This window comes from Plantactinospora alkalitolerans, assembly GCF_015690345.1.
GTDB lineage: Bacteria > Actinomycetota > Actinomycetes > Mycobacteriales > Micromonosporaceae > Plantactinospora > Plantactinospora alkalitolerans.
In genome coordinates, this window is sequence record NZ_JADPUN010000259.1 from 1 (window position 1) to 12,759 (window position 12,759).

Annotated in this window: 8 protein-coding genes and 2 pseudogenes; 4 read left to right on the plus strand and 6 right to left on the minus strand. The window is 72.5% G+C overall.

Translation table 11 applies throughout. From position 1 onward, the window contains the following. Positions 1-111: 111 nt before the first annotated feature. Together I0C86_RS29830 and I0C86_RS29835 are read left to right on the plus strand one after the other, a co-directional pair. Positions 112-2,313: an acyltransferase family protein gene (locus I0C86_RS29830; protein WP_196204646.1), complete on the plus strand. Its 2,202-nt coding sequence runs from the start codon at positions 112-114 to the stop codon at positions 2,311-2,313. A 293-nt stretch (positions 2,314-2,606) separates the two neighbouring features. After that, positions 2,607-3,659: an IniB N-terminal domain-containing protein gene (locus I0C86_RS29835; protein ID WP_196204647.1), complete on the plus strand. Its 1,053-nt coding sequence runs from the start codon at positions 2,607-2,609 to the stop codon at positions 3,657-3,659. Between the two features lie 229 nt (positions 3,660-3,888). Here the strand turns inward: I0C86_RS29835 and tnpA are convergent. Next, a pseudogene (gene tnpA / locus I0C86_RS29840) lies at positions 3,889-4,131 on the minus strand (IS200/IS605 family transposase); the annotation flags it as partial. A gap of 132 nt (positions 4,132-4,263) precedes the next feature. Between tnpA and I0C86_RS29845 the strand changes: the two are divergent. Both I0C86_RS29845 and I0C86_RS29850 read left to right on the plus strand, forming a co-directional pair. Beyond that, positions 4,264-5,490 (plus strand): sensor histidine kinase, encoded by a 1,227-nt coding sequence (locus tag I0C86_RS29845; RefSeq protein WP_196204648.1) that lies wholly within the window; start codon positions 4,264-4,266, stop codon positions 5,488-5,490. After that, positions 5,478-6,125 (plus strand): LuxR C-terminal-related transcriptional regulator, encoded by a 648-nt coding sequence (locus tag I0C86_RS29850; RefSeq protein ID WP_196204649.1) that lies wholly within the window; start codon positions 5,478-5,480, stop codon positions 6,123-6,125. The genes I0C86_RS29845 and I0C86_RS29850 overlap by 13 nt, the downstream gene beginning before the upstream one ends. Positions 6,126-6,185: 60 nt before the next feature. Here I0C86_RS29850 and I0C86_RS29855 read toward each other — a convergent pair whose 3' ends face one another. The 5 genes and pseudogenes from I0C86_RS29855 to I0C86_RS29875 form a co-directional block, all read right to left on the minus strand. Beyond that, entirely contained in the window at positions 6,186-8,813 is a 2,628-nt protein-coding gene (locus tag I0C86_RS29855; protein WP_196204650.1) for an ABC transporter permease, read from the minus strand. Further along, a complete protein-coding gene (locus tag I0C86_RS29860) occupies positions 8,807-9,541 on the minus strand; it encodes an ABC transporter ATP-binding protein (RefSeq protein ID WP_196204651.1) in 735 nt (244 codons plus the stop codon). The genes I0C86_RS29855 and I0C86_RS29860 overlap by 7 nt, the downstream gene beginning before the upstream one ends. A 161-nt stretch (positions 9,542-9,702) precedes the next feature. Next, positions 9,703-11,001 (minus strand): ABC transporter substrate-binding protein, encoded by a 1,299-nt coding sequence (locus tag I0C86_RS29865; RefSeq protein ID WP_196204652.1) that lies wholly within the window; start codon positions 10,999-11,001, stop codon positions 9,703-9,705. Positions 11,002-11,412: 411 nt separating this feature from the next. Next, complete coding sequence (locus tag I0C86_RS29870; protein WP_196204653.1) at positions 11,413-12,342, minus strand: hypothetical protein; 930 nt, start codon at positions 12,340-12,342, stop codon at positions 11,413-11,415. 237 nt (positions 12,343-12,579) lie between these two features. Continuing rightward, positions 12,580-12,759, minus strand: a pseudogene (locus I0C86_RS29875) (hypothetical protein); the annotation flags it as partial.

Sequence of the window (12,759 nt, forward strand, 5' to 3'; positions counted from 1 at the left end):
GTGTCGAGCCCGGCGACGAACGGTTCCGGTAAATGTAAAAACACGTCTATCACGGTGGTTATCTGTTAAGAAGGGGCTAACTGGACAAACTTGGGCCCTGGAGGTTGACAGATGGAAACGGAGTTCCAGCCCCGGGCCGGCACCGACAGCCGGCGGGGCCGCCGCACCGACCTCACCGGGCTGCGCGCCCTGGCGATCGTGGCGCTGCTTCTCACGGGCGCCGGAATCGGCTTCGTACCGGGCGGCTTCGTCGGGATCGACGTCTTCTTCGTGATCTCCGGATTCCTCGTCACCGGCTCACTGGTCGGCGAATGGCGCCGCACCGGCCGGATCTCCCTGCTCGGGTTCTACGCCCGACGGGTTCGCCGGCTGCTTCCCACCGCCGCGCTGGTGCTCGCCGCGTCGCTGATGTTGACCCTGTTCTGCCTGCCCCGCGGCCGCTGGGCGGAAACCGGCTGGGACGTACTGGCCAGCGGGCTGTCCGTATTGAACTGGCGGCTCGCCGACCAGAACGCCGCCGCGTTCGTACCGGACGCGGCGACCAGCATCCTGGCGCACTACTGGGCGCTCGGCGTCACCGGACAGGTCCTGCTGGTCTGGCCGGTGCTGCTGCTCGGCATCGCAGGCTGGGCGGTCCGGCACCGGGCCCGGGACGTACGCGGGCCGCTACTGCTCACCGTCGGTCTGGTCGCCGTCTGCTCGTTCGCCTGGTCGGTGCAGCGTACCGCCGGCGACCCCGAGCGAGCCTTCCTCGGTACCACCACCCGACTCTGGGAACTGGCCCTGGGAGCCGCACTCGCCCTGCTCGGCGCGCGGCTGACCGGGCTGTCCCACCGGCTGGGCACCGTCCTCGGCTGGGCCGGTGCCGCCGCCGTCGTCGGCGCCGTACTCGTAATGCGGCCGGGATCGGGGTTTCCCGGGTACCTGGCCCTGCTCCCCGCACTCGGCACCGCCGCGATCATCGCCAGCGGCGCGGCCGGTGGCCGGGCCGCCGCCGGCGACAGCACCGCCGGGGAGGGGAGCGCCCGCCCCGGTACGGCCGGCGGCGGTCCACACCGCATCCTGGCGAGCCGCCCCTTGCAGGCGGTGGGAGCACACTGCTACCCGCTCTACCTCTGGTACTGGCCACTGCTCGTCGCCGCGCACGCCCGGTTCGGCGAGTTGCGTCCAGCGGCCGGAGCGGTCGTACTCGGCGGTGCCGCACTGCTCGCCTTCCTCACCCACAGGTACGTGGAGACGCCGATCCGCGACGGCAGACGGTACGCCTGGTCCCCGAGCCAGGTCCTCCGGGCCGGCGGGCTGCTTCCCGCGGCGGCGGTGCTCGGCGGGCTGCTGTTCCAACTCACCGTCTGGCCGCCCGTCCAGCCGACACCACGGTCCGCCGCCGCATCGGCCTCGGCCCGTTTCACGCCCACACCCACTCCGGCGACACCGACCGCACCGGGCGCAGCCGTACTCGGCCGGTCCCCCCGGGACAGCCGGGCCGGGGTGCCGGTGGACCGGGTCCGTTCGATCACGCCGAACCCGCAGGACGCCGCACAGGACCTGCCCGACGTCTACCGGCACGACTGCTTCCCCGCCGCCTCCGGAGAGAACGCGCGGGGCTGCGTCTACGGCGACCGGACGTCCACCCACACCGTCGTGCTGGCCGGCGACGGTCACGCCGCGAGCTGGGTACCCGCGCTCCAGTCGATCGCCGAGGCGAAGCGGTGGCGACTGGTCACGTACCTCAACCCGAACTGCCCGTTCCTGAAACTGCCGCTGGACGCCAGGGACGAACGTACGGTGGCCACCTGCGCACGCTGGTACGACAACGTCCACGCCGAACTCATCGGACCGGAACGGCCCAAGCTGCTGCTGACCACCAGTTCCCGCTACCCGATGAGGCGCGGCGGCCAGGCGCTGACCGGAGCCGACGCGGACGAGGCGCTGGCCGAGGGGATGCGCCGGACCTGGTCGGGCCTGACCGCCGCCCGGATACCCACTGTGGTGCTTCGCGACGTTCCGATACTCGGCACGAACAGCGGAATGTGCGTATCGGCGAACCCGAAGCGGCTGACCAGGTGCGTCACCGGCCGGAGTGCCGCGTTGGCGACCGGCGCCGGGGCCGCCCAGGCAGCGGCGGTGGACAAACTCGACCGCGTGTCGTTGCTCGACCTGAACGGCGCGATCTGCCCCGCGCGGGAGTGCGCCCCGGTCATCGGCGGAGTCCTCGTCTACCGGGACAGCCAGCACCTCACCGCCACCTACGCACGCACGTTGACTCCCCGGCTGCGTGGCGCACTGGATCGGATACTCCGCTCCGCCCAGTGACGCCGGACCGACCCGGCGATGCGGACCGGGACCCGGGTTCGAGCCCGGCCGGTACCGCCGTCGCGTGCCGGTCAGCCGCTCCTCACCCCCAGCGTCGAGCGGGCCGGGCCCGGATATCCGTGGCGACCATCCCCTATTCCCCTAACCCCGAAGCCGGTAGGGGACCTAGTCGATTAGGGCAAGAACACGGGTCCGTCCCCGATGTCCGGTACGTCGGGGACGCCGTACCGTCGGCGCCAGGTCTGGAACGAATGTCCAGATCATCCGGTACAGCCTTCGAGGAGATCATCACAATGGAATCGGCACCCACCGTCGAGTCAACCCCCGCTCCGGCCCCCGCGCCGGCCCCGGCCCCGGAGGCCGCTCCGGTGGAGTCGACCCAGACGCTGCACGACTTCGTGATCAACCTGCTCGGCGACGCCGACCTTCGCTCGGCCTTCGAACTCGACCCGGAAGGCACCCTTGAGGGCCTGGGCCTCTGTGACGTGACCCCGGGTGACGTGCAGGACGTTCTGCCCCTCGTGATCGACTCCGTGCCGCTGCAGGGCCTCGCGGATCTCGGCGCGGTGGACGGCCTGGGCCTCGGCTCGGTCAGCCTGAGCCCGAGCGGCGTCGTCGGTCAGGTCCAGACCGTGGCCAACCAGTACACCGCCGGTCTCTACAGCACCGGTGCGGACGTCACCGTGGCGGGCGTGGGCGCGGTCAGCGTCGACCCGACCGGGCTGGACATTGCCGCCGCCTCCTCGCTGCCGGTGCTGGGCCTCGACGGCGGCCTGTCGGTGGACCTGTCCGGCGTGCACGACGTGGCCGGCACTCTCGACTCGACCGTGCTGGGCACGATCGGTGGGGCCGAGACCGTCGATGGTGTCCTCGACACCGCCGACCTCGCCGCCAACACCGTGACCACCACGGTAAGCGGCGTGACCGGCCTGGTCGGCGCCGGCGACCTGGGCATCACCGACCTCGGCTCGGTCACCGACCTCGGCTCGGTCACCGACCTCGGCTCGGTCACCGACCTCGGCTCGGTCACCGACCTGGGCTCGGTCACCGACCTGGGCAGCACGGTCAACGGGGTCACCGGCACGGTCACCGACCTCGGCAGCGTCGCGGACCTCGGCTCCGTCACCGACCTCGACGGCACGCTGGGCGGCGTCGGCCTGGACGGCGTCACCGGCGACCTCGGCGGCACCCTCGGCGGCGTGACCGACCTGGCCGACACCAGCGACCTGAGCGGCACCGTGGGTGGCGTGACCGGCACCGTCGACGGCACGCTGGGCAGCGTCACCGGCCTGGGCGGCGGCGTCAGCGACCTGGGCGGGAATAACCTGCTCGACGGCGTGCTCTGAGCCGCAACACCCGGGTACGACGGCGAGGGCCGGACCAGAAAGCGACTGGTCCGGCCCTCGCCGTTGGTAGGTTAACCCGTTGGTCCGCACCGACCCACGGCACCGTTGCCGAAACGATGGGACCCCCGCTCGAAGGTGTAGCCCGCTACCGAAATGCGGCCAGTGCTCCGCCCTTCAGGGTGGGGGTGAAGGCCCGTGCTGGGAGGGTCGCCAAGGCCCGAGCAGTGTCTTAAGCCGGACGGTTCTGCTGCTCGATGTACTGCTTCACGACGCTCAGCGGTGCCCCGCCGACGGAGCCCGCGAAGTACGAGCCCGACCAGAGCTTGTTCGCCCGGTAGTAGTGCCGCGCGAGGTCGGGGAACTCCTGCCGCAGGCGGCGCGAGGACACACCCTTGAGGCTGTTGACCAGCCGGGCCACGGCTACCTTGGGCGGGTAGTTCACCAGCAGGTGGACGTGGTTGTTTTCCCCGTTGAACCGCGCGGCGAAGCGGTAACCCACCCGGACGCCGCGTGTTCCACGCGCAGCGTGGAGGGAATCTCCGTCCTCTAGGGCGGAGAGGATGTCAAACCTGACGATCGGTGGTGCCGGCGCCACAATGACAGGGTGCGGACGGCGACGCGGGCGATCCGGTATCTGCTCGGCGGTGGACCGACCGCGATCGCCGCCCTGCTGGCGCTGGTCGCGGTGGCCACGTCGGGGATACTCAGCATCGTCGGCATCGGCATCCCGCTGCTGTCGTGGACTCTGCACGGGGTCCGGTCGCTGGCCGGCGTCGAACAACGCCGGGCCGCCCGCCTACTCGACCCGGACCGGCGACCAGCGGCCCACCGGCGCGACCCCGCCAGCCCCGACCGGCCTCCGCTGGGGGCGGTGCTGCGCGATCCGGCGACCTGTCGGGAACTGCTCTGGCTGGCGCTGCACGGTACGACCGGGCTGCCGGCCGCCGGATGCTGCCTGGCCCTGGGACTGTTCGCCGTCGCCGGACTCGCGACGCCACTGGTGTGGTGGATCCCCCCTGCCGAGGCGCCGATGACCTTCGTCGTACCGATCACGGACTGGCCACGGGCGCTGACCCTGCCACCGCTGGTCGCGATCGTCTCGTTGACGGCGCTCCGCTGGGCCGTTCCGTTCGCGGGCACGACGTTGGCCCGGATCTACCGGGTACTGCTCGCGCCATCCTCGCGGAGCCGGCTGACCGCCCGGGTGGTGGAACTGACCGCGACCCGGGCCGGGGCCATGGACGCGCACGCCGCGGAACTGCGCCGGATCGAGCGCGATCTGCACGACGGCGCCCAGGCCCGGCTGGTCGCGATCGCCATCCAGCTCGCCGTCGCGCAGCGGCAGCGCGACGCCGCGCCGCAGGTCGCCGACCAACTCGTCGAGAAGGCTCGGGCGGGTGTCGAGGATGCCCTCGCCGAGCTGCGCGAGGTGGTCCGCAGCGTCTACCCGCCGATCCTCGCCGACCGTGGCCTGCCCGGGGCGATCCACGCGCTCGCCGCCGCCTGTCCGGTACCCCTCACCGCCCGGATCGCTCCGTTGGACAGGCTGCCGGCGGCGGTGGAGACCGCGGCGTACTTCGTGATCGCCGAGGCCCTGACGAACATCGCGAAGCACAGTGCGGCGAGTCGTGCCGGGCTCTGGCTGACCCACGAGAACGACCGGTTGGTCCTGCGGATCACCGACAACGGTGTCGGTGGTGCCGACGAGAGCAGAGGGACCGGCCTGGCGGGCATCCGGCGCCGGGCCGCCGCGCTGGACGGGTACGCGGACGTGTCCAGTCCGCCCAGCGGGCCTACCGAACTACGGGTGGAGTTGCCGTGCGCGTCGTGATCGTCGAGGACAACGTGCTGCTCCAGGAGGGGCTCAGCCTGCTGCTGTCGACCTCCGGATTCGAGGTGACCGCCGCGGTCGGCACGGCCGACGACTTCCTCGCCGCGATCGCACGGCGGCTGCCGGAGATCGCGGTGGTGGACGTCCGGCTGCCGCCGACCTTCCGGGACGAGGGCCTGCGGGCCGCGCTGACCGCCCGGCGCCGGTTTCCCGGCCTGCCGGTGCTGGTGCTCTCCCAGTACGTCGAGCGCACCTACGCCGCCGAACTGGTCGCCAGTGGCCAGGGCGGGGTCGGCTATCTGCTCAAGGACCGGGTGTCCCGGGTCGACGAGTTCCTCGACGCGCTGCGCCGGGTCGCCGCCGGTGGAACCGCGATGGACCCCCAGGTCGTGGCGCAGTTGGTCGCCGCCGGCCGTAATCCGCTGGACCGGCTCAGCCCGCGCGAGCTGGAGGTACTGGCCCTGATGGCCGAGGGACAGGCCAACACCACCATCGCACAGCGGCTCGTCGTCACCGAACGCGCGGTCAGCAAGCACATCGGCAACATCTTCAGCAAGTTGGACCTGCCGCCGACCGACAGCGGCCATCGCCGGGTCGCCGCCGTGCTCACCTACCTCAACGCGGGCACGGGTTGACCACGCCCCGAAGCGGCGGTCAGCGCCGTCCGGCATCCCTCCCCCGGCGCGTCGGCCCGTTCACTCCCGGACGGCGGCCAGGTGGACCGCCGGGGTACGGAGTGCGAGCGCGGCGGAGGCCAGGCCAGCCGAGACGGCGACCGCCACGCAGCAGCTCGCGATCGCGCCGAGCGGCAACCAGGGAACGACGATCCGGGGCGAGGTGACCAGGTCGGCCAGACCGGCCCGCAGCCCGGCCAGCATGCCCGCGGTGACGGCTGCCGCCAGCGTGACGCCCAGCAGACCGACCAGGAACGACTCGAACCCGACCATCCGGAGCACCTGCCGGGACGTCGCGCCGGCCAGCCGTAGTACGGCCAGCTCGCGTACCCGGTCGGCGGTCGCCATGAACAGCGTGTTCGCGATCGAGACTCCGGTGTAGAGCAGCGCCATGCCGAGCACCGCGAACAGGGCGAGCCGGTTTCCCCGGTCCTGCTCGGCGGTGGTTGCCGCGAGGTGCTCGCCGATGCCGACCACCCGGCCACCGCCGGCCGCCACGACCGGGGCCAGGTCCGGCAGGGCGCCACCGGCCAGGTAGACGGCGTCGGCGCCCCGCCGGGGACCGTCCCGGGCCGCCAACTCCCAGGGCAGCAGCAGGCTGCCGTCGAGGTCGAGCGAGTCGGCCAGTACGGCGACCACCCGGAGCCGTACCGGAGTGCCGTCCGCGAGCCAGGTCGGCAGTTCGGCGCCGACCCGCCATCCGGTCGACCGGCTGACCGCTACCGTGGCGGTGCCGACGACGGGACCGGTGGCGGCGCCAGGGCTGGTAACGGAGCCGGAGCCCGAGCCGGTACCCGCACCGACCCGGGCGGCGTCGAAGGTCAGGTCGGCGAGCGAACCCGACAGCAGCGGCAACCGGAGTACCTGCTCGACCCCGCTGCCGACGTACCGGGCCGGATGCTCTCCGAGGGAGTCGCCCGACCTGACGTACAGCTGGGTGTCCCGGACCGGCACGGCGGCCCGTACTCCCGGCGCGGCGCGCAGTGCCGCCACGGTCTCGTCGGCGAGGCCTGCCGGCCCGGACGCCGAGGCCAGTGCCGAGGCGGTGATCCGGTCCTGGACGGCACGCCGCTCGTTCTCCCGCAACGTGGCGGTGGCCGCGAGCACGGTGGCCGCGATGCCGACGGTGATCAGGATCGGCGCCGCCGTCGCGGTCGACCGGCGTACCGCCTGCAGTGCGGAGGACCTGGCGAGCGCTCCACTGGTGCCCCGCAACGGCCAGCCGAGCAGCCGGATCAGCACCGGCACGACGACCGGGGCGAGCAGGGTCGTGGCGACGAGCGCCAGCAGGGCGACCATCAGGGTCAGCGCGAGGCCGTCCGCCGATCCGACGGCCGGCACGGCGGCCAGCACCGCTCCGGCGCCGGCCAGGAAGAGCAGACCGGACACCCAGCGGCCGGCAGTCATGATCCGGGAGTCGACCGACGCCTCGCGGAGCGCCTCGACCGGGCGGACCCGGGCCGCCCGGCGAGCGGCGACCCAGACTCCGAGCAAGGCGACCAGCACCCCGGCAGCGGCCGCACCGAGCAGCGGCCACGGACTGAACCGGGCGGTGAAGCCGTCCGGCGCGAACCCGGCCCGGACCAGCCAGGACGCGAACGGTGGGGCGGTGACGGCGCTGAGCAGGCAGCCGGCCAGCCCGGCGAGTACGCCGACCGCCAGCGCCTCGCCGAGAACCAGCCGTCGCACCTGTCGCGGAGTCGCACCGGTGGTACGCAGCAACGCGAACTCCCGTCGACGCTGGGCCACCGCGAACGAGAACGTCCCGGCGACCACGAAGATCGAGACGAACACGGCGACGGTGGCGGTCATGCCCAGCAGGGAGAGGGCGTCGGCGAGCGGCCTCGCATCCGGATCGGGTTCGGCGGCTCCGCGCTGGTCGCCGGAGAGCACCCGCAGCCCGGCGGCGGCGGCGCGGACCCGGTCCTCGACCGTCGGGCGTTCCGACGCGGCACCGGCGAGGCGCAGTCCGACCGCGTCGATCCGGCCGCCGGCCCACCCGGCCAGCACGGCGTCGTCGAGGTAGACCGCGGGCGGCCCGGTCGCCACCACTCCGGACACGGTCAGCTCGCGGGGCCCGACCGGGGTCTGCGCGACGACCCGGTCGCCGGGACGACGTGTCGTCGGCGCGGTCAGCACCACCTGGTCGGCGGCCGTCGGTGCCGTTCCCCTGACGAGTGGGTACGGCCGCAGCGCGGCGCTGCTCCAGGGACGGGCGAGGCTGGCCCCGTCGAGGTCGACCGGCACCCAGCGGTCCGGTACGACGTCGACGACCCCGGGGACCTGGGCCAACCGGGCCGGTACGTCGGCCGGTACCGGCGCGGGTTCGAGGAGGTTCCGCTGCTCCGTCCTCGGCTCCGGCTCCGTCCTCGGCTCCGGCTCCTTCTTCGGCTCCGTCTTCGGCTCCGTCTTCGGCTCCGTCTTCGGCTCCGTCTTCGGTTCCGTGTCGATGGCAACGGTCAGCCGGTCGGGGCCGACGACGACGAGATCGGCGCCGGCGTACCAGATCGGCGGGTGGGCGTCGCGGCTGGTTCCGGCGAGGGTCAGTCCGGTGGTCGCCAGTAGGCACACCCCGAGGCCGAGCGCGACGAAGGTGCCGACGAACGCCGACCAGCGGGCCCGGATCGTCCGCCAGGACAGGCTCAGCACGACCGTACCGCTTCCAGCCCGGTCATCCGCTCGGCGACCGACCGGGCGGTGGGCCGGGCCAGCTCGTCGACCGGGCGGCCGTCGGCGAGGAACACCACCCGGTCGGCGTGGGCGGCGGCGATCGGGTCGTGGGTGACCATGACGATCGTCTGGCCGTGCTCGTCCACCAGGCCGCGCAACAGGCCGAGCACCTCCCGACCGCTGGTCGAGTCGAGGGCACCGGTCGGTTCGTCGGCGAACAGCACCTCCGGCCGGGTGACCAGCGCCCGCGCGATCGCCACCCGCTGCTGCTGGCCACCGGAGAGTTCCGCCGGGCGGTTGCGGCGCCGATCGGCCAGCCCGACCGCGGCCAGCATCGCCCGTACCTCGCCGGAACCGGGCCGACGACCGGCCAACCGCAGCGGTAGTTCGACGTTCTGCTCGGCGCTCAGCGCGGGCAGCAGGTTGAACGCCTGGAAGACGAAGCCGATCCGGTCCCGGCGCAGCAGAGTCAGCCCGGTCTCGGACAGCCCGGTCAGTTCCGTACCGGCCAGGCGCACCGAACCGGACGTGGGGCGGTCCAGGCCGGCGGCGCACTGCAACAGCGTGCTCTTGCCCGACCCGGACGGCCCCATCACGGCGGTGAAGCTGCCCGCCGGGAAGCCGATCGTCACGCCGTCCAGCGCCAGGACGGCGCTGCCGCCCGACCCGTACCGCCGGTGCACCTCGGTGAGTTGAACCAGATCCATCCGTACAGCGAACCGGAACCGGCCGGTCCCGCACACGGGTGCGGGGCGGCCGGTTCCGGGTGTAGCGGGCTACACCCGCGGGCGGTAGCGGGCCGTGCCCGGCGGGGCCGGCCGGTGGCTGGCAACGCCTGCCACCGGCGGTCGACCCGCCGAGGTCGGACTCAGCCGAGTTGGCTCTTCGCCTCGGTGATCACGCGCTTGGCGCCCTCGGCCGCCGGGATCCGGTTGAAGATGACCTCGTCGTAGATCCGCTGGAACTCGGCTTTCACCGCCCCGCCGCCCTTGGGCTGGGGCGGAGGTGTCGGCAGCAGCTTGTCCACGACCGAGCTCTCGAACTCGTAGACCTTCTTGTCGTTCTCGGCCAGGCTCGGTGCGATCGAGTCGCGGACCTTGGCGTTCGCCGGCATGCCCCGGGACACCGCCAGCGCCTTGCCGGCCTCGACGTCGTTGATCAGGAAGTTGACCAGCATCGCGGCCTCCTTCGGGTGCTCGCTGCGCTGCGCCACGCTGTAGGCCATGGACATCGCGGCGATCATCCCCCGCTTCGGGGTGTCGCTCGGCATCGGCGCGATCGCCAGCGGCGCACCGTAGGCGCTGACCATGCCGGTGAAGCCGGAGTCGTAGTTGACCTCGGCGGTGACACCCTTCTTGATCAGCGACGAGTTCTGCACCGAACCGTCGAGCTGGGTGGTGAGCGCCGGGGGCGCCAGGGCGCCGGCCGCCCGCATCTGGCCGGTCATCGTCCAGAACTCGGTCAGCTCGGCCTCGGTGAAGCCGAGCTTGCCGTCGTCGGTGTAGATCGCCTTGTCCCGCTGGCGCAGCCAGATGTCGAACCAGTCGATCGCGAACCCGAAGTCACCGAAGCCGGCCACCTTGCCGCCGCTGGCCTGGCTCAGCTTCTGTCCGGCGGCGAGCATGTCCTGCCAGGTCCACTCCGGCGTCGGTGCGGCCACGCCGGCCTTGGACCACAGCGCCGGGTCGTAGAAGACGCCCTGGGTGTTCTGGGCGATCGGGATGGCGTACGTCGCGTCACCGACCTTGCCGGCCGGCACCAGCGTCTGGGTGAGGTCGGCGACCGAGAGGGTGCCGTCCTCGACGTACTCGGTGAGGTCGCGCAGCGCGTTGCGGTCGGCGTACTCCCGCAGGTAGGCGCGGTCCATCTGCACCACGTCCGGTGCGTCCCCGCCGGCGATCTGGGTGGAGAGCTTCTGGAAGTACGCGTCGAAGGCGCCGAACGAGGTGTTCACCTTGATGTTCGGGTACTTCTTCTCGAACAGGTCGATGGCCTGCTCGGTCACCTTGGCCCGGTCCTCGTTCCCCCACCAGGTGAAGTCGAGGGTGACCGGACCGTCCGAGGCGTCGTCGCTTCCGCCACAGGCGGCCAGCGGCAGGACGAGCAGCGCTGCCGCGGCGAGGGTGGCGAACCTCGCCGCTGCGGGTTGGCGCCGGATGTACACCATGGACGTTCTCCCTTTCCGATGGCGCCTGGCGTCCGGTTGGCGCTGGAGTCCGACAGGAAACCGCTTGCCTGAGCGGGCGCGGAACACCCGTGGCAGTGGACGCGGTTCCTACCTCGACGTGGACCAGGTCGCGGGGCGGTAATGGCAGTGGGGGGCGGTGCAGGACGGTTACTGAAACGATCCAACAGAACCGGACGCTAGGTGTGACGCGGGCCGCTTGTCAAGAGACCGGCCGGCCCGGAAGACCGCCTGTACCTGCCACAACGCCGTCGAGCGGCGGCGGCGGAAAGTGAACCGTTATACGAACGGAACCTGCCGAGCCGTCGGTACCGACACTTACCACCGCCCACCGTCCGGCCCGGAATCATCTCCGGGCCGGGCGGCGGTGCTTCCTCGTGGTACCGCCCGGCGTCACCAGTCGGCGGAACCTCGGACGTCCCGCGCCCGACGGTGCCCCGCCGTGGCCGGCGTCTGGTAACTGGCCGGATAGCGGGGTCGACCGCGCCGGGACGGAGCGGCGGGCGCGAACGCCGTCTCCGCCGTCGACCGGTCCCGGCTGCGGAGCCGGAACAGCAGGCCGACACCGAGGAAGAGCAGCACCCCGCCGCCGACGAATCCGACCTGGGTCAGTCCGATGCCGCCACCGTTCGCGGCGGCGCTGGACGGCTCGGCATCCGGGTCCGCGCCGCCGCCCTCGCCGTACCCGTCGGCGCCCGACCCGTCCGCCAGGACCGGCGACTCGTCGTCCGCCGCCTCGGTCTCCACGCTCTCGGTCGGCGCCGCCTCGGTCGGGCTCGGCCGGGTCTGCTTCGGCGCGGGCGTCCGCCGCCGGTTCTGTGCCGACCCGGTCACCTCCCGGGTCGCGCTGCCCCGGTCGAGCAGCCGTCCTCCGGCGTCGAACGCCTCGACGGCGAGGGTGATCCGGCCGTTCGGCGCGGCACCGTCCACGGCGATCCGGTACTGGGCGGTCACGGTCCTGTTCCGGCACAGCGAGCCCGGGTCGAGTTGCCGGTCGGTGAGCCGGGTGCCGTTCCCCTCGGCCCGCACCTCGACCGGAAACGATCCGGTCTCGATCCGGTCCACCTCGACCTGGTTCGGCCGTACGCCCTGTAGTCGCACCACCAGGGACCAACGCACCTTCAGGCAGTCGCCGCCGAGGGTCGTGGAGACCACCGCCCGGACGGTCTCGGCGCCCCGCCCGGCGACGAACCGGCCGGGCAGTTCCGTGATCGCGGTGTTGAACCCCGGTGCGGCGCCGGCCGGTGTGACCGGCAGGGCGGCCCAGCCCGTCGCGCACACCAGCACGGTTCCGAGCCGGATCACGAACCGCACCACCGTCACCACCATCCTCCGCCGCGTCTGTCCATGTTGGCGCCCGATAAACGCGCGCATGGCCGACGCTATGGGCGGCGTCGGCCGAACGGAAGAGTGGCGTATCAGCACCTTTCTGCAATGAAGAGGGTGCTTTTGACGCGTAGTGGTGAACCGGTCACCCAGCACCTCCGACACGCCGGACCGGAACGACGATCGCCGGCAACGAGATCGCCGGGCGACCGCCGGGCTGTCAGTTCCGGACCGTCAGCCCGGCGTGCCGGCCGGGTCGACGACGGCCGCGTCGTGCCGGTAGATCCAGGCGACTGCGTCGAACGAGAAGTCGGTCGAACCCGCCGCCATCTGTGCGTCCCGGGCCCGCTGCCGGGGACCGTCCGGCAGGTGGAACCGTGTCTTGTTCTCCGCCGACAGGCCCTGGAGCCGGGA

What these genes read in the sequence shown, in the direction of transcription:
- I0C86_RS29865 (WP_196204652.1), bottom strand. Translation starts at nt 11,001, where the DNA reads ATGGTGTACATCCGGCGCCAACCCGCAGCGGCGAGGTTCGCCACCCTC.
- I0C86_RS29835 (WP_196204647.1), top strand. Translation starts at nt 2,607, where the DNA reads ATGGAATCGGCACCCACCGTCGAGTCAACCCCCGCTCCGGCCCCCGCG.
- I0C86_RS29860 (WP_196204651.1), bottom strand. Translation starts at nt 9,541, where the DNA reads ATGGATCTGGTTCAACTCACCGAGGTGCACCGGCGGTACGGGTCGGGC.
- I0C86_RS29830 (WP_196204646.1), top strand. Translation starts at nt 112, where the DNA reads ATGGAAACGGAGTTCCAGCCCCGGGCCGGCACCGACAGCCGGCGGGGC.